We start from the raw sequence: 25,934 nt of genomic DNA on the forward strand, positions 1-25,934 counted from the left end.
AAGAAAGCAAACGCATGGCTGGCGCATACAAAACCCCCGGTGTCTATATCGTCGAGAAGAATGCGTTTCCGAATTCGGTGGTCGAAGTTGCGACTGCCGTTCCCGCGTTCATCGGCTATACCCAGATCGCTGACAACAAGGGCGGTTCGCTGACCGGCAAGCCTTGGCGCGTCACTTCGATGTCGGAGTTCGTCAGTTGTTACGGCGGACCACCTGAGGACCAGTTCGAGTTCGTGAAGAACGCCAATGCCACCGCACCGAGCGACTTCAGCAGCGCCGGCGACGGCTATGTGCTCCAGCGCGAGAACGGCAAGCCTGACACCTCTCGCTACTACCTGCATCACTGCATGCGGTTGTTCTTCCAGAACGGCGGTGGCCCGTGCTACGTCGTTTCGGTCGGCGGCTACACCGACTCGGGCGTGCAGGTGGCGCCTTTGCAGGGCGGCATCGACCTGCTGCTCACGGAGCAGGAGCCGACCATGGTGGTGATTCCCGATGCGATGACGCTGCCGCAGGCGGACTGCATCGCGCTGCAGCAACACGCCCTCGCGCACTGCGGCTCGCAGACGAAGAGCCGCTTTGCCATCCTCGACATCAGCGACGGCTACCGCGAGCGCACCGATCCGCGTGGCGATTGCATTGCGGCCTTTCGCGATGGCGTGGGTACCAATTTTCTCCAATATTCAGCCGCCTACTACCCGTGGCTGAACACCTCGATCGTGCAGGCCACCGACCTCGGCTTCACCAGCTTCGTGGACATGGCCAAGGTCAAGGCACTGCTGCTGGCCGAAGCCGGTGGCAGCGCTGCACCCAAGGCGCTGCAGGACATCCTGGCGCAGGTCGGCGATGACGCGCGCGATCCGAAGGCAAAGACCTACCTGTCGGACGACGCGCTGCACAAGGCCCTGCTCTCGGTCAGCCCGACCTACGCCAGCATCCTGCAGGCCATCCAGCGCAAGCTGAACCTGCTGCCACCGGCGGCTGCAATGGCCGGGGTCTACACCCTGGTCGACAACTCGCGTGGCGTGTGGAAGGCGCCGGCCAACGTCGGCCTGAACTCGGTGGTGTCGCCGGCGGTCGCCATCACGAGCGACGAGCAGAGTGACCTGAACATCACCCCGACCGGCAAGTCGATCAACGCCATCCGCACCTTCATCGGCGAAGGCACGCTGGTGTGGGGCGCGCGCACGCTGGACGGCAACAGCCTGGACTGGCGCTACATCAGCGTGCGTCGCACCATGCTCATGCTCGAAGAATCCCTGCGCCTGGCGACCAAGGCCTATGTGTTCGAGCCCAACGTCGCCAACACCTGGGTCACCATCAGGAGCATGGCGAGCAACTTCCTGACCGGCATCTGGAAGCGCGGCGGCCTGGCCGGCGCCAAGCCGGAGGATGCGTTCAGCGTCATCGTCGGCCTGAACGAAACCATGACGCCCGAGGACGTTCTCGAAGGCATTCTTCGGGTGACCGTGCTGGTCGCGCTCAGCCGCCCGGCCGAGTTCATCGAGATCACCTTCCAGCAGCAGATGCAAAAATCCTGATCTTTGACGCAGCTCAATCGCCCACCCACCCGCCGACTGGAAAGCGCCCATGTGTCGCAGCATCAAGACCCTCTACAACTTCGAGCCCCCCGCCACCGAGCAGGAGATTCGCGCCGCCGCGCTGCAGTTCGTGCGCAAGCTCAGCGGCTTCAGCGTGCCGTCGAAAGCGAACGAGGAAGCCTTCGAGCGCGCGGTCGATGAGGTGGCCGCAACGGCCGCCCGCCTGATCGAATCGATGGTCACCACGGCCGAGCCCAAGGACCGCGCGATCGAGGCTGAACGCGCCAAGGCCCGGTCGGCCGCCCGCTTCGGCAGCACGGCGCCCCACTGAAGAAAAACCCCGCCGCAGCCCGCGGGCACGGCATTTGATATGGTGTTTGCCGGCTGGCTCCATCGATCGGAAACAGCAAACAAGCACATGAAAAAGACTTACACCGGTGGCTGCCACTGCGGCGCCGTGCGATTCGAAGCCGACATCGACCTGAGCCTGGGCACCCTGCGGTGCAACTGCGCCATCTGCACGCAAACGCGCTTCTGGCCGGCCATCGTCGCGACCGATGCCTTCCGTCTGCTCGAAGGCGAATCCGAACTCAGCGAGCAGATGCTCGACACCCGCAACAGCCACTACATCGTCTGCAGGCACTGCCGCGTGCGCTCCTTCGGCGTGGGCCATTCGCCCGAGACCGGCGAGAGCGCCTACGGCGTGAACGTGACCTGCCTGGACGACGCGGAACTCGACGACCTTGCCAACTCGCCGATCAGCTACGTGGACGGGCATCGCGGCACCTGGCATGTGGCGCGCACGGCCATCGGAAGTTGACGAAGCTGACGCAGCGCATCGCTTTCCACACACCCACACACAACAACACCACCCTCAGGAGACAACTTAATGCCCATCGAACTCTGGCTCGCCTTCGTCGCGGCTTCGGCCGTCATGCTGATCATTCCAGGGCCGACCATCCTCACGGTGATCAGCTATTCCATGTCGCACGGCCGCCGCGCGAACGTGCCGCTGGTGGCAGCAGTGGCGCTCGGTGATTCGACCGCGCTGGTGGTCTCGCTGCTGGGGCTGGGCGCGCTGCTCGCCACCTCGGCCTTCTGGTTCACGGCCGTGAAGTGGGCGGGCGGGCTGTACCTGCTGTACCTGGGCATCAGGCTGCTGCGCGCCGGCATCACGTCGACCGAGATCGCCGCGCCGGCCGCGCCCGCCTCGCGCCTGCGCCTGTTCGCCAACACCTACCTCGTGACGGCGCTGAACCCCAAGGGCATCGTGTTCTTCGTGGCCTTCCTGCCGCAGTTCATCAGCCCCACGGCCGACGTGACCCGTCAGCTCTGGGTGCTCGCCGTCACCTTCGTGGTGCTGGCCGCGACCAATGCCACGCTCTATGCGGTGTTCGCGGGCTCGGCGCGCAAGCTGCTTTCTTCGCCGCGCGCGCAGCGGCGCTTCAACTTCGCAGGCGGTTCGCTGCTGAGCGCGGCGGGCATCTGGGCGCTGATGGCGCGCCGACCGGGGTAAGGCACGCGGGCAACCGAAACGCCCACGAACAAACGGCCGCGAAGCGCAATGCTTCGCGGCCGTTCTTCATTCATCGCTCAGTTGCGGTACGGGTTGTTCGGGGCGCGGTCGTAGCGGTTGGGTACACCGTCGCCGTCACGGTCGCGGTCACCGTACTGATGGCCACGCGGCGGTGGCGGGCGGTCGTAGGGTGCGACCACGCAGCCGGCCAGGATGGCCGATGCGGCCAGCAAAATCGCCAATGTCTTCGTCATGATGCGTTTCTCCTTGGAGTGATTTGTGAAGCCGGGCTCGCCTCCTGCGAGCCGGTGCGACCATTGAAGGCCACGCCGGTCACGCGCAGGTTGCTTCTCTGAGGCCCGCAGGTGAAGTTCGTTACCGGATGTGGGTGTGTGTGGGCCTTGCGCCGGATGCGGTTCACTCTGGCCGCATGCCCCATGGCAACGCGGCGGCCACGGCCCCGTCGCGGAGTAGGTGCACTTCCCGTCGTCCTCAAGGCAGGCCAAGGCGCGCTTCGCATCGCAGAGAATGCCGAAGATCGCCCTTCGAGATCTCCCGTGCCCTTCATGCAGCAGCCCACGTCCCTCAGCTTTCGCCGCAAGGCCCTTGCCACCGCAGCCTTGCTGGCGGCCTGCGCGCATCCGGCCTGGGCACTGGTCAGCTTCGACGAGGTCAAGCGCGACTTCCGTTCGTCCGACACCGCCGTGCTCGACCGCAACGGCGAACTGCTGCAGCGCGTGCGCACCGACGCCACCGTGCGGCGCGGCCAGTGGACCGCGCTGGCCGACGTGTCGCCCGCATTGCGCACGGCCATGGTGTTGAGCGAGGACAAGCGCTTCTACGAACACAGCGGCATCGACTGGCGCGCCGTGTCGGCCGCCGCCTGGGGCAACCTGTGGAACACGCGCACGCGCGGCGCATCGACCATCACGATGCAGCTCTCGGGCCTGCTTGACGACGACCTGCGCCGCGCCGCCGGCGGGCGCAGCTTCACGCAGAAGATCGGCCAGACGGTGGCCGCCGCGCAACTGGAGCGCAGCTGGCGCAAGGACCAGATCCTCGAGGCGTACCTGAACACCGTGCCGTTCCGTGGCGAGATCGTGGGCATCGATGCGCTCTCGCGCACGCTGTTCAGCAAGGCGCCGAGCGGGCTGGATGCGCGCGAAGCCGCCGTGGCCGCCGCGCTGGTGCGTGCGCCCAATGCCAAGCCGGCCGTGGTGGCGCAGCGCGCCTGCGAGGTGCTGCGCGTGATGGAGGCCGGGCAGAAGGTCGATTGCGATGCGCTCGACATGTTCACGAGCGCGGCGGTGCAGCGGCGGGCCTTCGATGCCAATGAGGGAATTGCGTCGCATGCGGCGCGGCGCGTGCTGCGTGAGATGCGGGATGCGAATGCGGGGGCAGCCCCCACCCCTGCCCTCCCCCAGAGGGGGAAGGAGAAAGACAAGGAGGCCAGCGTGAGGACCACCTTGCGCGCGCCGCTGCAACGCTTTGCGCTCGACTCGCTCCAACGCCACTTGCGCGAACTGCGTGGCCGCCATGTCGAAGACGGCGCGCTCGTGGTGCTCGACAACGCGACCGGCGAAGTGCTGGCCTGGGTCGGCTCCTCCGGCCCCTTGAGCCAGGCCGCCGAGGTCGATGGCGTGACCGCGCTGCGCCAGCCGGGCTCCACGCTCAAGCCATTGCTCTACGGCCAGGCGATTGCCGAGAGGCGGCTCACCGCCGCCTCGCTGATCGACGACTCGTCGGCACAGATCAACACCGCGAACGGCCTCTACATTCCGCAGAACTACGACCGCCAGTTCAAGGGCCCGGTGTCGGCGCGCACCGCGCTGGCCGCTTCGCTCAACGTGCCGGCCGTGCGCACGCTGGTGATGGTGTCGCCCGAATCCTTCGCGCGCGAGCTGCGCGCCGCCGGCCTGCCGCTGCGCGAGAGCGGCGACTACTACGGCTACAGCCTGGCACTCGGCAGCGCCGAGGTGTCGCTGCTGTCGCTCACCAACGCCTACCGCATGCTGGCCAACGGTGGGCGCTACGGCACCACCACGCTCACCGCGCGGCCGCCCGCTCCCGCCGTCGACAAGACCAAGGCCGCGTCCACGCCACCGCTGATGGACCCGCGCGCGGCCTTCATCGTCGGCGACATCCTCTCCGACCCGAATGCGCGCACGCGCACCTTCGGCCTCGACAGCATCCTCTCGACCCGCTTCTGGACCGCAGTGAAGACCGGCACCAGCAAGGACATGCGCGACAACTGGGCGGTGGGCTGGTCGCAGCGCTACACCGTCGGCGTGTGGGTCGGCAACGCCAGCGGCGCGTCGATGTGGGACGTGAGCGGCACCAGCGGCGCCGCGCCGGTGTGGGCCGAGGTCATGCGCTTCCTGCACGCGCGCGAGCCCAGCCGCGCGCCGGTGCCGCCCACCGGGTTGGTCGAGACGCACATCGAGTTCGGCCCCGGCGCAGACGGCAACGCGCTCGAAGCGGCGCGCAGCGAATGGTTTTTGCAGGGCACCGAGCAGCCGCTGTTCGCGCTCGACACCGGCGCGGGCACGTCGACGGACGGCCCCTCCGCGCGCATCACCTCGCCGGCCGATGGCACCATCCTCGCGCTCGACCCCGACATCCCGCCGCTGCGCCAGCGCGTGCGCTTCGAGGCCGAAGGCCGTGGCGTGCAGTGGCGCATCGACGGCAAGCATTTCGCGCGCGGCAACACCGCGCAATGGCTGCCCTGGCCCGGACGCCATGTGATCGAGCTGGTGGACGCCAGCGGCAAGGTGGTCGACCAGCGCAAGGTCGAAGTGCGCGGCGCGGGCGTGGTGACCAAGAGCGCGCGCAAATGAGGATGAAGGGCTTCGCACCCTGCACCGTCACAGGAGGATCGAATCCGATGGAATCTCGCGCAAGACCGATGGCGGCCTGGGCCTGGCTTTGGCTGGTCGCGTTGGCCATGGCGATGGGCGTGCTCTGCGCCCCCGCGCAAGCCAAGACGCCCGCTGTGCCAGCGATGACATCGCGCGTGGTCGACCTCGCGAAGACGCTGAACGCAGACGATGCCGGCGCGCTGCGCCATGACATCGCCGAGATCGAGCAGGGCACGCAGGCGCAGCTCGCGGTGCTGATCGTGCCCACCACGGGCGAGGAATCCATCGAGCAGTTCGCCACGCGCGTCTTCGCGCAATGGAAGCTCGGGCGCAAGGGCGAAGACGACGGCGTGCTGCTGCTGGTGGCGCTGAAAGACCGCCGCATGCGCATCGAGGTGGGCACGGGGCTGGAAGGCCGCATCACCGACATCCAGGCCGCCCGCATCATCGACAACGAGATGAAGCCGCGCTTTCGCGACGGCGACATGGCCGGCGGCATGCGGGCCGCGGTGCAGTCGCTGTCGCAGCTTCTGTCGCCACCGCCGGCGGTGACGGCGCTGGAAGAACAACCGCCCGCGCAGGAAGAACGCAAGCCGTCGCTGCTGCGCCGCCTGATCGACATGTTCTCGACGGATTCCAGCCAGTCGAAGATCAACCTGGCCTTGCTCGCCGTGCTGCTCTGGACCATCGGCGTGGGTGCGTGGCACGGAAGCCGGCCGCGCCCGCCGTCGGAGCCGCGCGTGGTGTCGCGCGCCACGGGCAAGCGGGGCCGCAAGGGCCAGCGGCTGGCCGAACATGAAGCGCAGCGCGACGCCGCACTGTGGGCCGACCTGCAGACACAGGCGCCAGCGACCCAACCGCGGCGCTGGCCGATGGTGCTGGGCCTGCTCGCGGCCGGCCCGGTGGCCGCGGCGCTGGCGTTGATGAACTTCGCGATGCCGCTCATGCTTTTCATGCCAGTCAGCTTCATGTACGGCGTCGGCTACCTGTCGGGCCGGTCCAGAACGGCGCGCTACGTGTTCATCTGCATCGCGCTGGCGATCGCGGCGCTCATCGTCCTCGGGTTCTACCTGGGCGCGGACAAGCTGCCGTGGGTCATCGCGGGCGTGTTTGTCACCTGCTTCGTCGGCATCGGCGTCGGGGTGGTCGTGGTCGGCGCGCGCACCCACTGGCAGCGCAGCGTGCCCTGGTTCATGGTGCGGCTCGCGCTGGTGGTCGGTGTCATCGGCTTCGCGTTCATCAAGCTGCAGCCGGGCCCGGACCCCGATGAAACCTGGATCGGCATGGCGCTGGTGAGCTTCATCGCGCTGGTGTTCGGCTTCTTCCCCACCAACGGCCGCCGGGGCCATGGCGGCGATGACGACGATCGGGACAGCGGGTGGAGCAGCAGCAGTTCGTCGAGCAGCTCTTCGAGCAGCAGCAGCAGCTCGTCGGACAGCTCTTCTTCGTCGTCGGGTGGTGGCTCCAGCAGCGGCGGCGGTGCGTCGGGCAGTTGGTAATCCGCCCGCTGCAGCTCAATCCACTTTCACGCTGAACAGCACCTCGCCCGTGCCGCCCGGTGCCAGCGAGCCACCGAACGCCCAGCGCAACCCACCCGTGCCACCCGCCGTCTGCGCAACGGCACAGGCCACCGCCGCTGCGGGCACAGCATTGGCCGGCGTGTTCTTGCTGCAGCCGGTCAGCGATGCCGGCGTGGTGCCGGCCTGCGCAGCGACGAAGGCGGTGTACTGCGGCGTCGCGTCGTTCACCGTCATGCCGGTGATCGGCGTCATGCCGTTGTTGGTGTAGGTGACGCGGTACTCCAACGTCTCGCCCGACTTGGCCTGGTTGTTGACGCCGAAGCTGCCGCCCTGCGTGACGTTGCGCACTTCCTTCTTCAGCTCCAGCGCGCTGTTCGACACCGTGGTGATGTCGAGCACCGTGTAGCTCGCGCTCAGCGCCGGGCCTGCATTGGTGAAGTCGAAGCTGGCCTGCACGGTGCTGCGGTTGCTGTTGCCGTTGCCCGCGCTGGCCGGAATGAACTCCTGCATCAGCAGGCACACGTTCTGCCCCGCCACCATGGTGACCGGCGCCGAGGGCGGATAGAGCAAGGCCGCGCCGGACTGCAATGAACCCGTGCAACCCGTGTCGGCAAATATCTTGCCGCTCCAGCCGCCGATGGCCGGCGTATCCACCGAACTCGAAATGCTGAAGCTCACCGTGCCGCCGGTGCGCGCGATGAAGGTGTGCGCATAGCTCACCGTGCTGCCCGGCAAGCCGCTCTTGGCGCCATCGGCGGCCAGCGTGTTGCGCTCCACGTCGCCGAAGTTCAGGCCCGCATGGCCGCTGCCGTTCCAGGTGAATGCGATGCGGTCGGGCGTGCCGGCGCGCGTGTAGGTGTAGCTGGTGCCGCCGCTCGCCACCGCCGAGCCCGAAGGCAGCCTGACGCTGCCGAACGAGGCGCCGGTCGACAGGCGCGACGCGGTGTTGGTCTGCTCCACGCACAGCGGCGCGTTCGCGGCGGTGCCGAAGGGCACGTCGAGCGCGTAGCTGCCGCCGCCGTCGGTGGTGGCGGTCGAGATCACGGTGGCGCTGCAGTTGGTCAGCCGCACGGGCGCGCCGGCAATGCCGCCCTCGGTGCCGTTGATCAGCCCATCGTTCGCGATGCCGCCCGTGCCGGTGCCGTTGTCGAGAAACACGCGCCCCGACACGCTGTAGCCGAAGCCGTTGACGAAAGTACAGCTGATGTTGGCGCCGGCCACCATGTTGGCCGCGGGCAGCGTGAGCCGGTTGCCCACCAGCGTGCCGAACTGCGCATTGGGTGTCGCGCTGGCCGCGTCGACGCAACTCGCGCTGATCGGATTGGCGGGCCAGCCGGCGGGCGCGCTTTCGCGGATCGACGCTTCCAGGCCGGCGGTGCCCGTGAGGTTGGCGGCGCCGCTCGCTGTGCCCACGCCGGTGACGGTGATGCTGTCGGTGGACGCTGAAAGCCCGCTGAGCGCAAAGCCGAACACGTTGCTGCCGCTGCCGCTGGTCGTGGTCTTCACGATCCGCACCTTGGGGTACGGCGGCGTGTAGGTGTTGGTGAAGGTGCAGGCGATGTTGCTGCCCGCCGACGTGGCGGCCGCGTCGAGCGTGACCTTGCGGTTGGGCAGGTCGGGTGTCGCAGCGCCGCCCGCGCCCAGGCCGGTACAGCTCACGCCGGTGAGCGCGTAGTTGGCCGGTGGCACGGATTCGGTAATGGTGGTGGCCACGCCCGACGCGGTGAGCGTCTGGGTCGTGCCCGTGACGGCTGTGCCGGCGGTGACCGTGGTCAGTGTCTGCGTCGCCACCCCGTTGCTGCCCGTGAAACCGAACGCGCCGGTGTTGTTGAGCGAGACCTTGCTGATCGTCACCGTCGTCGGCAGCGGCGCGAACTTGTAGGGCCTCGGGCTGGGCAGGTAGGCGTTGCCGCCGGCCGTGAAGTTGCCGCCCAGCGCCGTGCCGCCCAGCGTGACCGCGGTGCTCGCGTAGGTCACGGCGACGGTGCTGGTGGCCGTTGTCTGGCACAGGCTCGCGGCGGTGGTGGTGCAACTGCCCGCCGCGCCCACCGCGGCGCCATTGAAGGCCACGTTGGGCGTGGCGGCGAAGTTCACGACCGCGCCAGCGCCCACCGGGTTGCCGCTGGCGTCGCGCACGAAGACTTCGAGCACGTCCTGCGCGGCGCCGTTGGCCGGCTGGTTGTCGGTGACCACGCGCACACCCGACTGCGCGGCGGCGGCCGGGCCGGCCACCACGGTGGTGTCGGCGCTGTCGCAACTGACCGTGGCGCTCGACTTGCAGTCCGTGCCGGGGTTGGTGCCGGGCGCTCCGCTGCCGGCCGTGTTGGTGCTCGCGTAGTTGGTGATCAGCGTGCCGGCCAGCGTGGGCGCGGTGGCCGTGAGCGTGAAGCTGCGCGTCATACCGATGGGGATGCCGCCGGTGGGCAGCGTCATCGTGCAGGTCAGCAAGGCGCCGGCCGTGCTGGGCAGCGTGCCGCAACTGAGGGCCGAGACGTTCGTGCCGCGCGTGGCCGCCGTGGCGATCACGCCGGGCGGCAACTGGTCGCGAACGATCACCGAGGTGCCGGTGGCGGCCGTGCCGTTGTTGGTCAGGCTCAGGGTGTAGGTGATGGCGCCCCCCGGCGTCACCGTTGCCTGCGCCGTCTTGCTCAGTGCGAGCACCGGCGCGGGCACGTTGTACTGCAGCACCACGAGCCCGTTGCCGCCGCTGGCATCGCCACCGCCGCCGACGGCGATGCCGGGGACGTATTGCGGGTCGTCGGTGTTGGCCGCCGCGCCGCCGGTGTTGTTGGACGGCGAATTCGATCCGCCCTCGGTGCTCGAGCCGGACAGTGCCGACGCCAGGAAGCTGGAGCCGCCGCCGCCCATGCCGTTGGGGTCGGAGCCCTGGCAGATGCCGCCACCGCCGCCGTAGTAGCCCGCGCCGCCGCCGCCGCCGCCTTCGTTCTGGTTCTGGTTGGTCGAGGCGCCCCGGCCGCCCTGCAGCGCGGTGCCCGCCGTTGCGACGGCCACGTTGCACGAGCCGCCGCTGCCCGCCGCGCCGCCGGCGGATTGGGTGCCGCCCTTGCCGCTGGCCGTGGTGCCGTCGCTGCCGCCGACGAGGCCGCCGCCGCCCGCACCGCTCGGCGTGCCCACGTCCGCCCCCGGGGACGAACCGCCACCCGCGCCGGCGATGAGGCGGGCGTTGCCCTGCGTGTAGCTCGTCGTGCTGGTGAACACGCCCGACAGGCCACCGCCGCTCGCGCCACGGCTGATGTTCGCGCCATTGCCGCCCGCACCGCCACCGCCGTAGGGATTGCCGGTGTCGTTGACCCGCCCGCCCTGCCCGACGCGCACGCCCAGCGACGAACCCGCCGTCACCGTCAGCGTGCCGGAAGCAAAGCCGCCACCGCCGCCGCCCCGCTGCGCCGTGTAGTAGCTGGTGTTCGGTCCGCCGCCACCCGCGCCCCAGGCCTTGATGAACACCGCGCTCACGCCGCTCGGCACGGTGAAGGTCTGGTTGGCGCCGGAGTAGGTAATCTGCGTGCAGGTGTTGTAGCCCGGGTCCGGCGTACAGGCCACCTGGCCGGCCGTCGCCGGTGCCGACAGGAGCAGGGCCGGCAGCGCCAGCGCACCGGCCCACAGCCAACGAATGCGGCACAGGCCACGCCCTCGCGAGCCTCGGTGCGAAGTTGGAATTTGAGTCATCTGTTCCGCCTTGAAGGCCGAATCATTTCTTGTCATCTGCAGTCACCGGCGCCGCTTCGGCGGCCCGGTCCTTCGCCGTGCGCGATGCGCCGGCCGAGGGGAAGCCGAGCCCCGTCTCGTCGAACTTGAAGCGCAGGCGGATGTAGGCGCCCTTGCTGGTGTATTCGTTGGCCGTGAGGTCGCGGTCCTTCAGGCCCACGAAGTTGTAGCCGGCCGAGACCCACAGGTCCTTCATGACCTGGTAGCCCACTTCGACGCCCACCGTCTTCTGCAGCGCGCCGTCCTTGCCGTAGAGCAGGCCGGCCTGCACGCCGATGTCCCAGTCCTTGTTGATGTCCTGCGTGTAGCGCGCCTGCAGCAGGTGCGCCCAGTAGGTGCTCTTGAGCAGGCCGTCGTCGGCGCGCGACCACTTGGCCGCGTAGCGTCCGTTGATGACGGCGCCGGGGCGCGGGTTGTAGTTGAAGTGGGCCGACACGATGTCGGCGCTGGTGGCGCCCGGCAGGCTGGCGTTGCCGTAGCCCGAGCCGAACACGCTGCCGCCGTCGAGCGCGCCGGTCGAGCTGCCGCTGCCCACCACGCGCTCGCTGCGGCGCTCGTAGCGCATCAGCGCGTTCCAGCTATCTGTATCCACCGGGCGGTACGCCAGGCCGATCTGGTGGCGCGACAGGTGGCGCTCGTTGCCGGCATTGCTGCCCTGCCCTTCGCTGTCGCTCATCACGCTGCGCGCCAGCAGGCTCCATGAGCGGTCGAGCTTGTAGCCGAAGCCGGCGCTGAACAGGCGCGTATTGGCGTCGTCGCCCTGCCGCGCTTCGAGCACGCCGCTGGTCTTCATGCGCTCGGTGATGTATTCCAGCCCGCCGGTGATGGCCGTCGACTGGCCCAGGCCACCCGAATAACCGGTGCCGCTGTTGCCGCTGTTGCGGTACGCGCCGAGCTGCCGCGTGTGCTCGATGCCGGCCGTCGCGCTCAGGCCTTCGCTGATCTTGAAGGTGTTGCGCACGCCCATGGCCGCCTGCGCGGCGCGGCCGTCCAGGCTGTCGGCCAGGCGGTATTCGCTGTACACGCGACCGCCCTCCATGTAGCTGCTCTCGATGCCGAAGATGCCGACGTTGTTCGACGAACTCGAGGTGAGTTCGTCCGGGCCATAGAGGCTGGAGACCAGCTCGTAGCGGCCGTAGATACGCGTCTTGTCGGTCACCGCGTAGTTGCCGCCCACGGCCAGCACATGGCGATCCGACTTGCGAATGTCCTGCTCGCCTTCGACGAACACATTGGCCTGCGGCAGCCCCGGCACCTGGGCCGAGACGCGCGCGCGAATGGTGGTCAGCTCTTCGGCATTCGCGTTGGCATTGGCCGCGTTGCCCAGCGCGGTGACATTGCCGGCGCCGACACCGCTGCCCAGGTTGCCGCTGTAGGTCGAGATCTGGCCGTAGTCGAAGCCCGAGCTGCTGCCCAGCCCCGCGCCGCTCTGGCCGTGGCGCAGGCCCACTTCGCCCACCAGTTGTTCGCCGAACTTCTTCTGCACGCTGGCGGTGAAGCCGCGGCGGCTGCCTTCGAGCAATGCGTCCTGGCTGTAGATGGCTTCACCGCGCAGCGCGGTGCTGCTGTCGATGCGGTACTCGGCGCGCGCCGAGGCTTCGGTGCGGCCGGCCGAGAAGCTGGCGCCCGGGTTGTCGAAGCCGGTGCTGGTCTTGCTTGCGAGCGCGACCACGGCCAGGTCGGCGGTCTGGTGGCGCAGCTCGATGCGCCCGCCGTTGCCCTTGCCGTTCTTGTCGGACTCGGTGCGCACCCACTCGCCGGCCATGGTGGTGTTGTCGCCGACGCGCGCCACGGCGGTGACGGCGCCGAGCTTGCGGCGGTTCTCGGGGTTTTCGTCGGTGCTGGCGACCACGCCCAGTTGCAGGTTGTTGCCGACCTTCACCTGCACGTCGGTGCCGGCCACGTTGAACTTGGGGCCGCCCGCGTCGACCTCATAGGTCACGCGAATCGACTGCGGATTGAGGTTGGCATCGGCCGAGGCAATCGCGTGCGTGAACAGCAGGCGGCGCGTGAGCGGCTCGATGGTGTAGTCGACGAAGCGCGCCACGGTCGTGCGCTGCAGCACGAGGTTGGGCTGGTTGCGGTCGCGCACCACGATCTCGACCTGCTCGCTGTTGTCGACGAACTCGCCGCCCTGCGCGCTCAGGTAGTACGGGCCCGAGGTGCCGACGGCGCGGAACTCTTCCACCTGCTGCGTCTGCGCGGTGCGCGAGAAGAAGCTGGTGGCGCGCACGTTGCCGTCGTCATAGACGTGCTTGAGGCCCGTGAGCGCGCGGTTGCTCTGGCTCAGGTTGCGCACCTCGGTGCTGCTGGCGGTGGTGAAGTCGCCGTACAGCAAGTACGAGCGGTTCTTGTCGATGCGCACATACAGCTTCTGCGTGCTCTGCGCGTCGAAGCCCTTGACCGATGAATCGCCGTACACGGGGTAGAACTCGTCGGGGCGGATGTCGCGGAACAGGCGGTCGTTGCGCGTCTTGTTCGAGTCGTAGGCGGCGGTCAGCAGGTACTCGCCCTTGACCGTGCCCTTGAGGAAGAAGGCGGCGCGGGCCGAGGCGCGGCTGTTCTTGTTGCTCTCGTCGGCCAGGCCGGTGAGCTCGGACTCGAAGGCCGCGCCGGCCGGCATGGCGCCCAGCGGCACGCCGCCGCGCTTGGTGAAGTCGAGCACGCCTTCGACGATGCCGACCGCGATCATCGGGCGCATCTCGGGCAACAGCGCCAGGCGCACTTCTTTTACAAAGCTGCCGGCGCTCACGCGGATGCGCGCGTCGCCGGGCTCGCCGGGCGGCAGCAGGCGGAACTCGGCCACGCCGCCGTCCATGAAGACCTGCGTGCCGGGTTCGGCCGGGTTCAGGTCTTCGTCGAGCCAGCGGCCACGGTCGACCTCCAGCGTGAGCTGGGTGCGCGCGGTCACGGGCACGCCGGCCGCGTCGGTCAGGCGCACCTTCACGATGACGGGCGTGCGCAGGTCGGCCTGCGCCGATGCGGGCAGGTCGATCTGGATGGCGCCGAGCTTGTCGGGCGCGATCACGCTGATCTGCTGCGCGGTGCCGCGTACGTTGCCGAAGGGGTCCACGCCTTCGAGCCGCAGTTGATTGCTGCCGGGCTGCAGCACCACGCCGATGTATTCCCAGGCGCCGAGCTTCTTGGCAGGCAGTTGCGTCTTCTTGCCGACGCGCCGTTCCTCGATGGCCTTGCCGTTGACGCTCAGGCGCAGCGCCAGTCCGTCCTCGCCCTTGACGCGCACGTTGACCAGCAGGCCGGGCAGCGTGTCGCCATCCTTCAGGCCGATGAAGCCGAGGGCGTTGTCCTCGACCTGCGGCAGCAGCGCTTCGAGTTCGACGGGGCTGGGCACGGCCTGCGGCAGCAATGGCGCGCTGCGCGGCTCGAGCATCGCGGTGTTCGTGTTGACCGGCCGGCTGGCGAAGGCACCCACGCCGGCCGCGCCGCCACCGGTGGCCGATGCGCCCTGTGCGTTGGTGGGCAGGCCGTTCAGCGCGGCGAACAGGCTGCCCGCGGGCGTGGACGGCGGTGCGGCGCTGGCGCCGAGCGTGCCGCCCATGGTGCCCGATGCGCCGTTGACGAAGCCGCTCGCGCCGGCGGGCGCCGAAGGCATCGCGATCAGCGGGGCCGAAGTGGCGAGCGTGCTGGCGCCGGTGCTGCCGGTGGACAGGGCCTGGCCGCTGGCGGGCAGCGAGCGCACATCGCCCACCGGCACGATGCGGCCTTCGGGGTCCAGGCGCATGCGCACCTGCGCCTCGGCTTCGGTGTCGGGAATGGCGGCGATGGCCGCGCGCCGCGCGATCACGTCCTTCATCACGTCCGGCGCGTCACAGTTGCCGATGATGAAGTTGGCCTTGTGGAACTCGCCCTTCTTCAGGTCGACGAAGCGGCTCTCGGGACGGCCGGCGTTGCGGTTGTCGAGCAGTTCGAGCCGCGCACCCAGAGGCAAGGTCGTCTGGTCCACGCGCAGCACGTGCGTGACGGGCTTCAGGCCATACAGGCTCCACTTGCCTTCGACGTCGGTGATGACGTGCGTGCCGTCTTCCATGTACAGGCGCACGCCGGGCACGCCGATCTCGTCGGAGCCCTCTTGCCGGCCGTCGCGCTTGCAGTCCATGTAGACCTTGCCGAACAGGAAGGCGTCGTCGGAGAACACGCCACCGGTCACGCGCACGGTCCAGCTCGCCAGGTTCGACTGCATCCGGCCCGAGTTGGCGCGGGCGCGGTTGATGGCGTCGCCGTTGGTGGGCGCGCCCACGCCGATGCGCACGCGGTAGCGCAGCACCGCCGACTGGTCGGCGGCCAGGGTCAGCGCCGGGAGGTTGAACAGCAGTTGCGGCCCCGCGCCGCCGACCGGGTTGGCGGTGACCGCGCCGTTCAGCCGCGCGCTGTTCGCCACGTAGGCAAAGCCCGGCGGCAGGTTGTCGGACAGGCTCACGCCGGTGAACGGAAAGCCGGTCTTGTTGGTGACGACCAGCGCGTAGTCCATGAAGTCGCCGAACTCGACCTCGCGCTTGCTGCCTTCCTTGCGCAGCACCAGCCCGAGCACGTTGCCCCGGTCCAGCGGAATGTGGTTGTGCACCACGTCGCAGGCCGCGCCCGAAGCATCGAAGCCCGCGTTCAGCGAGAAGTAGTGGGTGGTCGGGTCCGAGCCCTTCGGCGGGCCGCCGTTGGGCACGATGGCGCCGCAGCGGTCCAGCGTGCCCGGCGTCACCGTGATCAGTTGCGACGGGAATGCATAGCCGCTGCCGGCCGGCGGCGTCACGTCCAGCGTGTAGGTGCACGAGCCCGTGACCGGAGGCGACTGCAGGAAGAACTGGTAGCCGCCATCGGCGCCGGTGGTCATCGACGCGCTGCCGTTGGCATGGAAGGTGTACACGCCCGACGAGCCGCCAAACAGGTCGTCCGGCGTGACCGGCGTGACCGGCCCGCTGCGGCACGACTGCCGCGCGAAGGTGACGACCGCGCCGGCCACCGGCTCGCGCGTGAGCGAGTTGTAGACCGTGCCTTCCGGGTCGGCCACCAGCGACTGCGCCGTGCTCGCGCTGGCCACCACCAGCATCGCCGGCGTGACGTTCACGGTGTTCTGGTCGAACGCCGCCGCCCATGCCTTGTTGGTGAGCGCCAGGCGGGCGCCGATCGCGTCGGCCTTCTGCGTGATGCGCACGGTGAACGACAGCTCTTCGCTCTGCCCCGGCGCGAGCGCGCGGGCGCCGTCGGTCAGGCTCAGCGCGGCTTCGGTCGGCAGCTTGAACGGGTCGGTGCTGGTCAGCGTCTCGCGGTTACAGGCGGCGCGGCCGGTGAAGCCACCCGCCACATCGAGCAGGCCGTTGCGCGCCTTGGGCGCGGCGGTGAGTTCCCACGTGGCAACGTGGGTCTCGGGCTTGTCCATGTCGAAGGTGCAGTTGAGGTTGTCGATCAACCGCACGTTCGGCGCCGGCGCAATGCCGGTGTTGCTGACCTTGAGCACGTAGTCCAGCTCGAACACGCCCTGCGCAATGCGGCGCGGCGGCGACACCGTCTTGACCAGCGAGAGCGTGGGCAACTGCGTGGACACCGGCGTGGGCGAGGCGTCGTTGTTCGGGTTGCCGTCGCCGTCCGCATCGGGGTTGCTGCCGTTGACCGAATCGTCGAAGACGGTCGGCAGCGCCCCCACCGCCAGCGCCGCCTGCACGCGCACGGCGTTGTAGAGCGTGGAGGCACGGCCCGCGACGTTGAAGCGCACGTCGAAGCGCACGGTGAACTGCCCGCCCACCGGCAGCACCGCGCCCGGTGCCAGCAGGTTCTGCCCCGAGGCCGTGCCGTTGAAGGCGTTGTTGACCGCCACCGCGGTGCCGTTGCCCTGGTTGGCGGCAATGGCCAGCGTGCCAGGCACGATGGTGTACTGGTTCGCGGCCGGCACGGCGGCCGTGGTGTAGTTGCCGAACTGCGTGGCCGCACCGCCTTCCATCACGTCGGGCAACTGCACGCCGTAGAGCCACAGGCTGCCGTAGTTGCGCACGTTGACGTCGAAGGTCACGGTCGCCGTGCCGTCGGGCTGGCCGTCGCTGCCGCGGTTCATGCGGGGCGCGGACGCGGCCTTGGCCACGCCGATGCGGCTCTGGCTCGTGGTGATGAGCACGGTGTTCGACGGCGCCACCGCCGGTGCCGCGCCGTCGTTGTAGAAGCCCTGCGCGGTGTTGCGGATCTCGCCGCTCTGGTCAGCCTTGACCTGCACCCCGAACTGCATGGCGATCGATGCATTGCGCACCAGCGGTGCCGGCACGCCGATCGCCACTTCGATGGCCGAGGCATCTTCCGCCGTGCGGTAGCTGAACTCGGCATCGCCCTGCAGGCGGAACAGGCGCACCGCGCCGGCCGCCGCGCTTTGCAGCGTGCCCGCGATGTAGCTCGTTCCATCAGGCACGACGTCGCGCAACAGCACCAGGGCCGTAGACGTGCCATTCACCAGCACCCGCGTGCCGGCGGGCGCGGCGGTGTTGACGGGCTGCGCGTCGCGTCCGCCGATGTTGGTGCCCGACACGCTGAAGTCGATGCGCGTGCTGCCCGGCTCGACAATGCCCGGATAGCTCGCCGACTTGGTGAGCGCAAGCACCGCGACGTCACCGACGTTGACGGTGTCGCGGTTCACCGCGCTGACGTTCTGCAGCGCGGTGGTGGCCGTCAGCGCCACGCAGGCGCTGCCCATCGCCACGGCCGGAATGGTGCCCTGCACCAGCAGCGCGACGCTTTGCCCCGGCTGCAGCGCCAGGGCGCCGCCGACGCCCAGCGGCAGCACCGGATCGGCCGCATCGACCACGCCGTTGTTGTTGCCGTCGCGCACCACGCGCAGCGACGACAGGTCGAGCGTGTCGGCCGGACAGCCCGCGCCGTTGTTGGCCAGGCCCAGCGTGTAGTTCGACGGCACATTGCCGGTGTTGGTGAGCACGTGGCTCAGCGTGACGATGCTGGCCGGCGGCCGGCTGATCGCCTGGTCCTGCGTGAGCAGCAGCGACTCGACCGCCATCACGTTGGCGCTGACGCCGTTGGAGCTCGATGTCTCGGTCTGCAGCAGGCCGGCCGGCACGTAGGTGGCGGTGGCCACGTTGCGGATGACGGTGCCACCGGGGGCCGGCGCAGCATGCGCGCCGGTGCTGCTCAGGACGAGGCCCAGGACAAACGCCGCCACGGTGGCGACGGCCATGCCGCCTCGCCACCGGTGCGAGCGGATGCTCGGAGACTCGACAAGAAATTGCACGCGACACACCTTCCGTCGGTCCACGCGCGCGTGGCGGGCGGACCTCATCACAAATCGAAAGAAAGAACTCTTTCCTCTGCCGCCTGGGGGACAGGCGCGCTCGCGTGCTGCTGCAGCGGCAGCAACAACAACGCAGGCTGCTGCCGTGCAAAAGCGGCAAGGGAAAAAGGCGAGGCGCAGCCAAGGCGGCGCCTCGCGAAAGCCGGCGGACCCCGAGGCCCACCGGCGACTCAAACCCTTGTCGTTACTGGTTGATCTTCACGGAGAAGAGCAGCGTGGCCGTGCCGCTGGGGGCCACGGTGTTGGCCGCGCTACCGCAGCTCACTGCGGTGGCGGTCTGCGCATAGGCCAGTGCCGTGCCGCTCACACCGGTCGAGGTGCATTGCGTCAGCGCAGCGGGCTGCGTCGCGCTCAGCGCGGTGTACGCGGGCACCGCATCGTTGATGGCGATGTTGGTGACCGATGCCGTGCCTTCGTTGGTGGCAACCACCTTGTAGACGATGCACTGGCCCGGCTTCAGTTGCAGCGGGGCCGCAGCGAACGCGGTGTCGGCCACGCCGTTGCACGCGGCGCTGGCAGCCTGCGTCTTGACGACGCGGATCTGGCCGGTGATCACGGTGCTGATGTCGGTCGCCGTCGGCGCGCCGCAGTTGGCCGTGAAGGTCGCGGTCACGCTCACCGTGTCGGTGGCGCCTGCCGTCGCACCGCCCGGTGCGAACACGCGCACCAGCAGCTTCTGCGAACCGTTCGCTGCCAGCGTCAGAGCGCTCGAGGGGGTCACCAGCGTGTCGTTGGCGTCGATCTGGCCGTCACCGTTCACGTCGAGGTAGATCGCGGTGGTCCAGCCGAGCGAGGCGTCGGCCGACGGCACGGTTGCCGTCAGCGTGTACGCGCCGCAACTCTGGCTGCCGGTGCTGCTCAGCGTGTGCGGGTACACCACGGTGCCGCCCGGTGCGACCTGGCCGCTGTTGTTCGGCGAGAGCGTGGCGCTGTACGTCACCGGCACGGTCACGGTCACTGCATCGGTCTTCGTGTCGGTCACGATCACGCCGGTCGAAGCGGTGGCGGTGGACTGCACCTGGAAGTAGATCTTCTGTGCAGTGATCGGCGCTTGCGTCGCGGGTGGCGTCACGCACGCAGCAACCTGCACCTGCACGCCGGCGTTGGCGGCCACGGACGTGATCGCCGTGGACGAGCAGTTGCCGCCCGAGGCCACGAACTTCACCGTCCAGCCCGCCGGCAGGGAGCCGGGAAAGCTGGTCGACTGGCTGGCCGCCAGGCTGTAGCTGTTGTTCTTCGTGTCGTTGTTCTTGACGAACAGCGCGAACACCGTGCCGGTGCCGGCCGCGGTCGAGTTGGTCGTGGTCGGGTTCGGGCTCGGGCCGGGGCCCAGGTCGCCGCCACCGACCGAGCCGGAGCCCGTGCCGGCAGCGGTGTTGGTCAGGTCGACCAGCGAGCCCACGACGATGGTGACCGTGTCGAGCGTGGCGTCGATCTTCGTGTTGTCACCCACGGAACGCCCCAGCACCGTGGCCGAGAACGGACCCGTACCCACCGCCGTGGCGGAAGGCACGTTGGCCTGCACCACGATGCCGATGCTGCTGCCAGCCGCGATCGGGCCGGTGTCGGGCACGCCGTCGCCGCTGGTGTCGAGCAGCGGCGTGGCGCCGTCGGCTGCGAAGAACAGGAAGGTGGTGCCGGCCGGGAAGGTGTTCGACGACACCGAGAGGTTCACGGTGTCGCTGCCTGTGCCGGCGTTGAACACGGTCTGGGTGAACTTCACGCTGCCGCCGGCGACGACCGACGCACGCGTGGTCTGGTCGTTCGCGGTGCCGTTGGGCGTGCCGGGCGTGGTGTCGACGGCGTTGGCGGCGGTCGAGCCGTTGGCACCGACGACGACGCCGTAGTTGGCAAGGACCGTGTACGCCGACGGATTGGTGCTCGAGCCCGGCGTGCCGATGGACCCCGCGGTGATCGTCGAGGGAACGGTGGTCGGCTCGAACTTCGCCACGTTGGTGGTGGTCGAGGTGCCGATGGCGGCGGTGCTGTTCACCAGCACCACGAAGCTGACCGTCTGCGTGACGTTCTGGCCGAGCGATGCGACCACGGTGTTCAGCGTGTTGCCGATGACCTGGAAGTCGATGCCGGTCGGATCGCCACCCGCGCCGTCGCCCAGTGCCGTGCCGGGAACACTGCTCCACACCGCGGAACCCGCGACGTAGGTCATGCCGCTGGGCAGCGTGTCGGACATCGCGAACCTGCCGGGCGCGCCACCCGTGTTGTTGAAGGTGAGCGTGTAGACGGTGTACTGGCAGCTCGCGCTGGAAGCCAGGCCAGCCGACCACGTCGTCGCGCAGCTTGCCGAGGACGAACGCTGGCCGCCGTTGGCAGCCGTGGGCCATGCACCGCCACCAGGAGCGGACACGGACGGCGCGCCGATCGTCTTGGTGACGTTGAACGCCGCAGCCGTTGTCAGCTGGATGTCGTCCTTGACGGCCGCCGAGGTGTTCGGTGCGGTGTACAGCGCCGGCGTGCCGGGCGTGACCGTGAGGGTCGCCGTGTCGAAGGTGGCGGGGACGGTGCCCGCGCCGCTGGCCGTGCCGGGAATCGTGTAGGCCACGACGAAGCGGAACACGCCGTTGTTGCCGGCCACCGGCAGCGCCGCGATGTCGCAGGTTCCGGCGCCCGAAGCGGTACACAGGTTGGTGGTGCTGTCGGGCACGCCGTCGCCGTTGGCGTCCGCGTAGACCTCGACCTTGGAGAACTTGTCCGTGTCGGCGTCGACCTTGATCGAGAAGGTGTCGTTGCCGTTGCCGGTGTTGGTCAGCGTGTGCGGTGCATAGACCGTGGAGCCGACGGCGCCGATCTTGGTGTTGATGACGGTGAGCGGCAGCGCGGCACTGCCGACGTTGTCGAGCGTGAACGAGCCCACCTGCAGCACCGTGGTCTGGACCAGGTTGGATGTGGCCAGTTGCGTGGTGCCGGCCGTATCCGAGTAAGTGGCGGAGGCCTGGTTACCGATGACGGTGTTGGCGGGCGGTGCGGCAGCAAGAGAGGCCGGGCTTCCGAACAGGAAGCCCAGCGTCAACGCTGCGGCGCCGACCCACGACGCAGCCGGCATGAAGCCGTTGCCGCGCCGGGTTGGCAGGGTGGGAATCACGTGATTTCTCCTCGGTTGTCAAAGAACGGGAACAAGAAAAGCGGATGGAGTGGCTCAGCGCGCGGCGCCCACCACGGCCGGCGGTGCAAGCGGCACGACCGTCTCGACCTTGGCGCGCGCGCTCACGGCGGCGCTGCCGTTGGCGGGCAACTGGCCCAGGCTCCAGCGCAGCGCGCGGTAGTCGGCGTAGGGCACGGGTTCGGTCTTGTTGCCGGCCACCTTGCGCGTCAGCGGCTCGGGGCCGAACACGGCGTCCTTGGTTGCGGCCTGCACGAGCGTGGCGCCCGGCTTGGCGCTGCGCGGCAGGTAGGCCAGGCCTTCGGGAATCGGCAGGTCGGCCACCAGGCCGGTGACCGGCTTGCCGGTGTTGTTGGTGTAGGTGGCCTGGTACTCGACCACGTCGCCGGGCTTCACCGAGCCAGCGTCGAGCAGTTGCTCCTTGCCCTGCGCGTCCTTCACCACCTTGTGCTGGGTCAGCACGACGGCGACGGCCTTGTTCTGCGTCTTCTGCGCGGCCTCGGTGGCGGCGGTGGCGGACTGGGCCATGGCGGTGCCGGCCAGGCCACTCAGGCTGGCAACGACGATCGCGCCGGCGCCCATGCGGGCAGCGAAATGGGAGATGCCGCGGCGGCAAGCGAATTGAGTCAGTTTTTTAATGGACATGGTTGCTCCGAATTCAAGACACACAGGAGTCCACCCCCGGCAAATACCGGGCGTGAAATAAGCGGCTCGGGCCGCAATGGGAAATGCCGGCCTTGCATGGGCTGGCATTGGAGAGAACGGCAGTCGCTTGCGCTCGAATGGCTCCGAAGCAGGCGCTGGTTGCCGGCCTGCTGCGATTTCTCAGTCGCAGTCAGGGTCCCGTCAACATTTGTTAACTTTTATTTTTGGAGTGACGGAATGTATATTCGAAAGCGCCGTTTTGCACCCCTCAGATCCGACAACCCACGATTCGGAATTAAGGTTCCGGTTTCGACAACCGGCGGCTTCAAACGCGCCTCTTCCCTCTGTCGCGCGACGGCGGCAAAGATCCGGGCAGGGGTGCTCCCGCTGCGTTTCTTGCAGCGAGATTCAGAAAAACGGGAAATACGGGCCGCTCGACACTTGACAGTCGATGGCCGTTGGTGGGTTCAGGATGATTTGAAAATACTGAGCACGTAATCCACGAATGTCTTGATCTTTGGGGAATTCCTTCGAGACGGCAAATAAACCAGGTTGATTTCCTGCGGTTTCAAATTAAGAGATGGCAGCACCGGCACCAGCAGGCCGTTTCCAATCTGCACCCGGGCCAGCGATACGGGAACCAATGCAATGCCCCGGCCCGACAGGGCCAATTGCAGGATCAATTCAAGATCGTCCGACTGGAATACGCTTTCCACCCGCACCCGATGGGTCTTTTCAACAGTCGCCAGGCTGATTTCGCGCTTGCGCCCCTCGGCATCGGTGGTCAGGAAGAAGTGCGAGGCCAGGTCCGACAGGTTCTCGATGCGCGGAAACGGCGCCAGGTAGGCCGGCGCGGCGCACAGCGTCAGCGGCTCGTGCTTCAGGTGGCGCGCGACCAGTTCGTCGCAGCCTTCGCGGCCGCGCCGGATGGCCAGGTCGGCCTCGTCGCGGAACAGGTCCGCGCGGTCCTTGCCGGTCTCGACCACCACTTCCAGTTGCGGGTAGGCCGTCATGAAAGCCGGCAGGTGGCTCATCAGCAGTTCCCGGCCGTAGTAATGAGGCACGGCGATGCGCAGCCGCCCGTTCACGCTGCCGCCGCCCGAGGACAGGTTCAGCATGACGTCGTCCAGGATGGTCAGCACGTGCTGGGCCGCCACCAGAAATTCCCGGCCTTCTTCCGTCAGTGCGAAGCGGGCGGAGCCGCGATGTAACAGCAGGTGCCCCACCGTGGCTTCCAGCCTCTGGAGCTGGCGCGACGCGGAGGCCTTGGGCACGTTGAGTACGTCGGCAGCGGGAGTCAATCCTCCAAGCTGGGCGGCTTTCGTGAAAAGCCGCACGTCCGACAAAGAAAAATCCTTCATTTCAGCCCGGCGAGATCCGTTTTTGTTTTCTCCCTGAACGCGCCTGCGAGCTGGGGCGCAGGGCCACAATGCAGGACCAAAGGCAACCTACTGATTCATAAGTGACCTTTAGTTTCATTCTCAGCCATCGAGTTGATGATTGGTAACAATTGGTGCAACGTTTCCCAAATGCCGGGAAAAGTTCACTGTTTGGCTATAAATCTGCGAATCCACCTTGCAGAATCCTGCGAACAAGGGTGCAGAACCTTGGCAGGGGCCGTGGGGTGGCAACCACCGCGCGTGCATCGCGGACTTTGCTTTGGCGTCAAAATTCGTCCAATCATTGAATGAATAGGCTCACCTGATGCTTGCCCAAGCGCCTCGCACCTCCCTGGCGGACTCCGCCGCCAACAGCATCCGCACCGAAATTTCCGCCGGCCGCTGGGCGGTTGGCAGCCGCATCCCGATCGAGCCGCAGCTTGCGCTGCTGCTGGGCGTGAGCCGCGGCACGGTGCGCGAAGCCGTCAAGACGCTGGTGTCGCGCGGCCTGCTCGAAGTGCGCCAGGGTTCGGGCACCTATGTGCGCTCGGGCTTCGATCCCTCGTCCAGCCTGCAGAAGATGCGCCGCGCCAGCCTGCGCGACCAGTTCGAGGTGCGCCGCGCGCTCGAAGTCGAAGCCGCCCGGCTGGCCGCGGTGCGCCACACGGCGAAGGACCTGCGCCGGCTGAACACCTTGCTCGACAAGCGCGGCGTGCCCGATGCGGGTGACAACGGTGCCGCTTTCATCGAGCGCGACCTCGCCTTTCACCTGGCCATCGTCGATGTGTCGGGCAACCTCGCGCTGGCCGAGACCTGCCGCTTCGTCACCGGCTACATCAAGGAAACCATCGCCAGCACGATGGCCAGCAGCCTGCCCGAGCCAGACGAGGCCGCGCACCGCTCCATCGTCGAAGGCATTGCCAGCGGCGACCCCGACACCGCCGCCGCCGCGGTGCGCGCCTTCATGGCGCCGATGATCAACGCGCTGTCGCTGGGCAACGCATGAGTTCGTCGATCACGCTCGCTCCCGGCTCGGCATCGAGGCAGCAACGCACCCAGCCCGCGCACCCCACGCCCCCGGGCACCACCGAAGAACTGCTGATCGACGCCGAGGTCGACAGCCAGCCCCCGCCGCGTCCCACGCCCACGCCGAGCACCGGCCGACGCATCCTGCTCGGCGCCAGCGTGGTGCTGATCGCGTTCAACCTGCGACCGGTGTTTGCCAGCCTGTCGGTGGTGCTGCCGGAAATCATCAAGGCCACCGGCCTCTCGGCCACTGCCGCGAGCTTGTTGACCACCTTGCCGATCGTCTGCCTGGGCGTGTTCGCACCGCTCGCGCCGTGGCTGGGTCGCCGCTTCGGCACCGAGCGCACGCTGCTCGGCTGCATGGTGCTGATTCTTCTGGGCACGGTGCTGCGCGGCACCGGCAACATCCCGCTGCTGTTCCTGGCCTCGGCCATCGCGGGCAGCGGCATCGCGGTGTCGAACGTGCTGCTGTCGGGGCTGGTCAAGCGCGACTTCGCCAAGCAGGCGGCGCTGATGATGGGCCTGTACACCATGGCCGTGTGCGGCGGCGCCGCCAGCGCGGCGGGCCTGACGGTGCCGATCGAACATGCATTGGGTGGCGGCTGGACGATGGCGCTTGCGATGTGGGCGCTGCCGGCCGCGCTGGTCACGCTGATCTGGGCGCCGCAGGCGCTGCCGCTGAAGCCGGTGGCGAGCGAGTCGGGCTTTACCGTGCGCGGGCTCTGGCGCGACAAGCTGGCGTGGCAGGTCACGTTCTTCATGGGACTGCAATCGGCCCTGGCCTACATCGTGATGGGCTGGCTCGCGCCGATCCTGCGCGAGCGCGGGCTCGGCAGCGAGACCGCCGGCTACGTGGTGTCGCTGTCGGTCATGACGCAGGTGGTGACCTGCCTCGTGGTGCCGGCGCTCGCCGTGAAGCTGCGCAACCAGCGCGGCCTTGGCGTGGTGCTGGCCATGCTCACGGTCACGGCCATGCTGGCGATGCTGTTCGCGCCGCTGGGCGGCGTGTGGTTCTGGGCTGTGATGCTCGGCATTGCGCAGGGCGGCACCTTCGCGCTGGCCCTCACGATGATCGTGCTGCGCTCACCCGATTCGCATGTGGCCGCGCACCTGTCGGGCATGGCACAGGGCGTGGGCTACATGGTGGCGGCCTTCGGCCCGCTGGTGGCCGGCCTGCTGCACGGATGGACCGGCAGCTTCCGCGCATCGGCCTGGCTCTTCGTCGGGCTGGGCATCGCGCTGGTGATCGCGGGCCTCGGCGCGGGGCGCACGCGGCATGTGGGCGCGGTGACGGTGCCCAGGCACTGA

The 25,934-nt window shown here is 68.6% G+C and carries 14 protein-coding genes; 8 read left to right on the forward strand and 6 right to left on the reverse strand.

What is annotated here, in order from left to right:
* Positions 1-14: 14 nt before the first annotated feature.
* The 4 genes from ACSFB7_RS20095 to ACSFB7_RS20110 all read left to right on the forward strand — a co-directional run bounded on the left by ACSFB7_RS20095 (position 15) and on the right by ACSFB7_RS20110 (position 3,057).
* Positions 15-1,541: a phage tail sheath family protein gene (locus tag ACSFB7_RS20095; RefSeq protein WP_435473221.1), complete on the forward strand. Its 1,527-nt coding sequence runs from the start codon at positions 15-17 to the stop codon at positions 1,539-1,541.
* A gap of 49 nt (positions 1,542-1,590) precedes the next feature.
* Positions 1,591-1,872 (forward strand): DUF2277 domain-containing protein, encoded by a 282-nt coding sequence (locus ACSFB7_RS20100; RefSeq protein ID WP_435473223.1) that lies wholly within the window; start codon positions 1,591-1,593, stop codon positions 1,870-1,872.
* Between the two features lie 87 nt (positions 1,873-1,959).
* Positions 1,960-2,361 carry a GFA family protein gene (locus ACSFB7_RS20105; RefSeq protein WP_435473225.1) on the forward strand — a complete coding sequence of 134 codons (402 nt, stop codon included), beginning with the start codon at positions 1,960-1,962 and terminating at the stop codon, positions 2,359-2,361.
* Positions 2,362-2,430: 69 nt separating this feature from the next.
* On the forward strand, positions 2,431-3,057 hold the full coding sequence (locus tag ACSFB7_RS20110; RefSeq protein WP_435473227.1) for a LysE family translocator: 627 nt from the start codon (positions 2,431-2,433) through the stop codon (positions 3,055-3,057).
* 77 nt (positions 3,058-3,134) lie between these two features.
* On the opposite strand, the gene ACSFB7_RS20115 is transcribed toward ACSFB7_RS20110, so the two are convergent.
* Positions 3,135-3,311: a hypothetical protein gene (locus ACSFB7_RS20115; protein ID WP_435473229.1), complete on the reverse strand. Its 177-nt coding sequence runs from the start codon at positions 3,309-3,311 to the stop codon at positions 3,135-3,137.
* Positions 3,312-3,623: 312 nt separating this feature from the next.
* On the opposite strand from ACSFB7_RS20115, the gene pbpC reads away from it, so the two are divergent.
* Positions 3,624-5,894, forward strand: a complete 2,271-nt coding sequence (pbpC, locus tag ACSFB7_RS20120) for a penicillin-binding protein 1C (RefSeq protein ID WP_435473231.1) — start codon at positions 3,624-3,626, stop codon at positions 5,892-5,894.
* Positions 5,895-5,941: 47 nt separating this feature from the next.
* Positions 5,942-7,414, forward strand: a complete 1,473-nt coding sequence (locus ACSFB7_RS20125; protein WP_435473233.1) for a TPM domain-containing protein — start codon at positions 5,942-5,944, stop codon at positions 7,412-7,414.
* A gap of 15 nt (positions 7,415-7,429) precedes the next feature.
* Here the strand turns inward: ACSFB7_RS20125 and ACSFB7_RS20130 are convergent, their stop codons facing one another.
* The 5 genes from ACSFB7_RS20130 to ACSFB7_RS20150 form a co-directional block, all read right to left on the reverse strand.
* On the reverse strand, positions 7,430-11,122 hold the full coding sequence (locus ACSFB7_RS20130; protein WP_435473234.1) for a prealbumin-like fold domain-containing protein: 3,693 nt from the start codon (positions 11,120-11,122) through the stop codon (positions 7,430-7,432).
* 22 nt (positions 11,123-11,144) lie between these two features.
* The gene (locus ACSFB7_RS20135) at positions 11,145-18,344 is read right to left on the reverse strand and encodes a hypothetical protein (RefSeq protein WP_435473235.1); all 7,200 of its coding nucleotides are present in this window, start codon (positions 18,342-18,344) and stop codon (positions 11,145-11,147) included.
* Positions 18,345-18,642: 298 nt separating this feature from the next.
* On the reverse strand, positions 18,643-21,558 hold the full coding sequence (locus ACSFB7_RS20140; RefSeq protein WP_435473236.1) for a beta strand repeat-containing protein: 2,916 nt from the start codon (positions 21,556-21,558) through the stop codon (positions 18,643-18,645).
* Positions 21,559-21,612: 54 nt separating this feature from the next.
* Positions 21,613-22,221: a hypothetical protein gene (locus ACSFB7_RS20145; protein WP_435473238.1), complete on the reverse strand. Its 609-nt coding sequence runs from the start codon at positions 22,219-22,221 to the stop codon at positions 21,613-21,615.
* Positions 22,222-22,688: 467 nt separating this feature from the next.
* Positions 22,689-23,582, reverse strand: coding sequence for a LysR family transcriptional regulator (locus ACSFB7_RS20150; RefSeq protein ID WP_435473239.1), 894 nt, complete (start codon positions 23,580-23,582; stop codon positions 22,689-22,691).
* A gap of 343 nt (positions 23,583-23,925) precedes the next feature.
* Here ACSFB7_RS20150 and ACSFB7_RS20155 point away from each other — a divergent pair, with 343 nt between their 5' ends.
* Both ACSFB7_RS20155 and ACSFB7_RS20160 read left to right on the forward strand, forming a co-directional pair.
* Positions 23,926-24,606 carry a FadR/GntR family transcriptional regulator gene (locus tag ACSFB7_RS20155; RefSeq protein WP_435473241.1) on the forward strand — a complete coding sequence of 227 codons (681 nt, stop codon included), beginning with the start codon at positions 23,926-23,928 and terminating at the stop codon, positions 24,604-24,606.
* Positions 24,603-25,934 (forward strand): CynX/NimT family MFS transporter, encoded by a 1,332-nt coding sequence (locus tag ACSFB7_RS20160; RefSeq protein WP_435473243.1) that lies wholly within the window; start codon positions 24,603-24,605, stop codon positions 25,932-25,934. Before ACSFB7_RS20155 ends, ACSFB7_RS20160 begins: the two co-directional genes overlap by 4 nt.

It is taken from the genome of Variovorax raffinosi, from assembly GCF_051216615.1.
Lineage (GTDB): Bacteria > Pseudomonadota > Gammaproteobacteria > Burkholderiales > Burkholderiaceae_C > Variovorax.

Bases quoted from the DNA above. Each gene is read 5' to 3' on its own strand.
- ACSFB7_RS20110 (WP_435473227.1), top strand. From the start codon at position 2,431: ATGCCCATCGAACTCTGGCTCGCCTTCGTCGCGGCTTCGGCCGTCATG.
- ACSFB7_RS20095 (WP_435473221.1), top strand. From the start codon at position 15: ATGGCTGGCGCATACAAAACCCCCGGTGTCTATATCGTCGAGAAGAAT.
- ACSFB7_RS20155 (WP_435473241.1), top strand. From the start codon at position 23,926: ATGCTTGCCCAAGCGCCTCGCACCTCCCTGGCGGACTCCGCCGCCAAC.
- ACSFB7_RS20145 (WP_435473238.1), bottom strand. From the start codon at position 22,221: ATGTCCATTAAAAAACTGACTCAATTCGCTTGCCGCCGCGGCATCTCC.
- ACSFB7_RS20100 (WP_435473223.1), top strand. From the start codon at position 1,591: ATGTGTCGCAGCATCAAGACCCTCTACAACTTCGAGCCCCCCGCCACC.
- pbpC (WP_435473231.1), top strand. From the start codon at position 3,624: ATGCAGCAGCCCACGTCCCTCAGCTTTCGCCGCAAGGCCCTTGCCACC.
- ACSFB7_RS20150 (WP_435473239.1), bottom strand. From the start codon at position 23,582: ATGAAGGATTTTTCTTTGTCGGACGTGCGGCTTTTCACGAAAGCCGCC.
- ACSFB7_RS20105 (WP_435473225.1), top strand. From the start codon at position 1,960: ATGAAAAAGACTTACACCGGTGGCTGCCACTGCGGCGCCGTGCGATTC.
- ACSFB7_RS20135 (WP_435473235.1), bottom strand. From the start codon at position 18,344: ATGGCCGTCGCCACCGTGGCGGCGTTTGTCCTGGGCCTCGTCCTGAGC.
- ACSFB7_RS20115 (WP_435473229.1), bottom strand. From the start codon at position 3,311: ATGACGAAGACATTGGCGATTTTGCTGGCCGCATCGGCCATCCTGGCC.
- ACSFB7_RS20160 (WP_435473243.1), top strand. From the start codon at position 24,603: ATGAGTTCGTCGATCACGCTCGCTCCCGGCTCGGCATCGAGGCAGCAA.
- ACSFB7_RS20130 (WP_435473234.1), bottom strand. From the start codon at position 11,122: ATGACTCAAATTCCAACTTCGCACCGAGGCTCGCGAGGGCGTGGCCTG.
- ACSFB7_RS20125 (WP_435473233.1), top strand. From the start codon at position 5,942: ATGGAATCTCGCGCAAGACCGATGGCGGCCTGGGCCTGGCTTTGGCTG.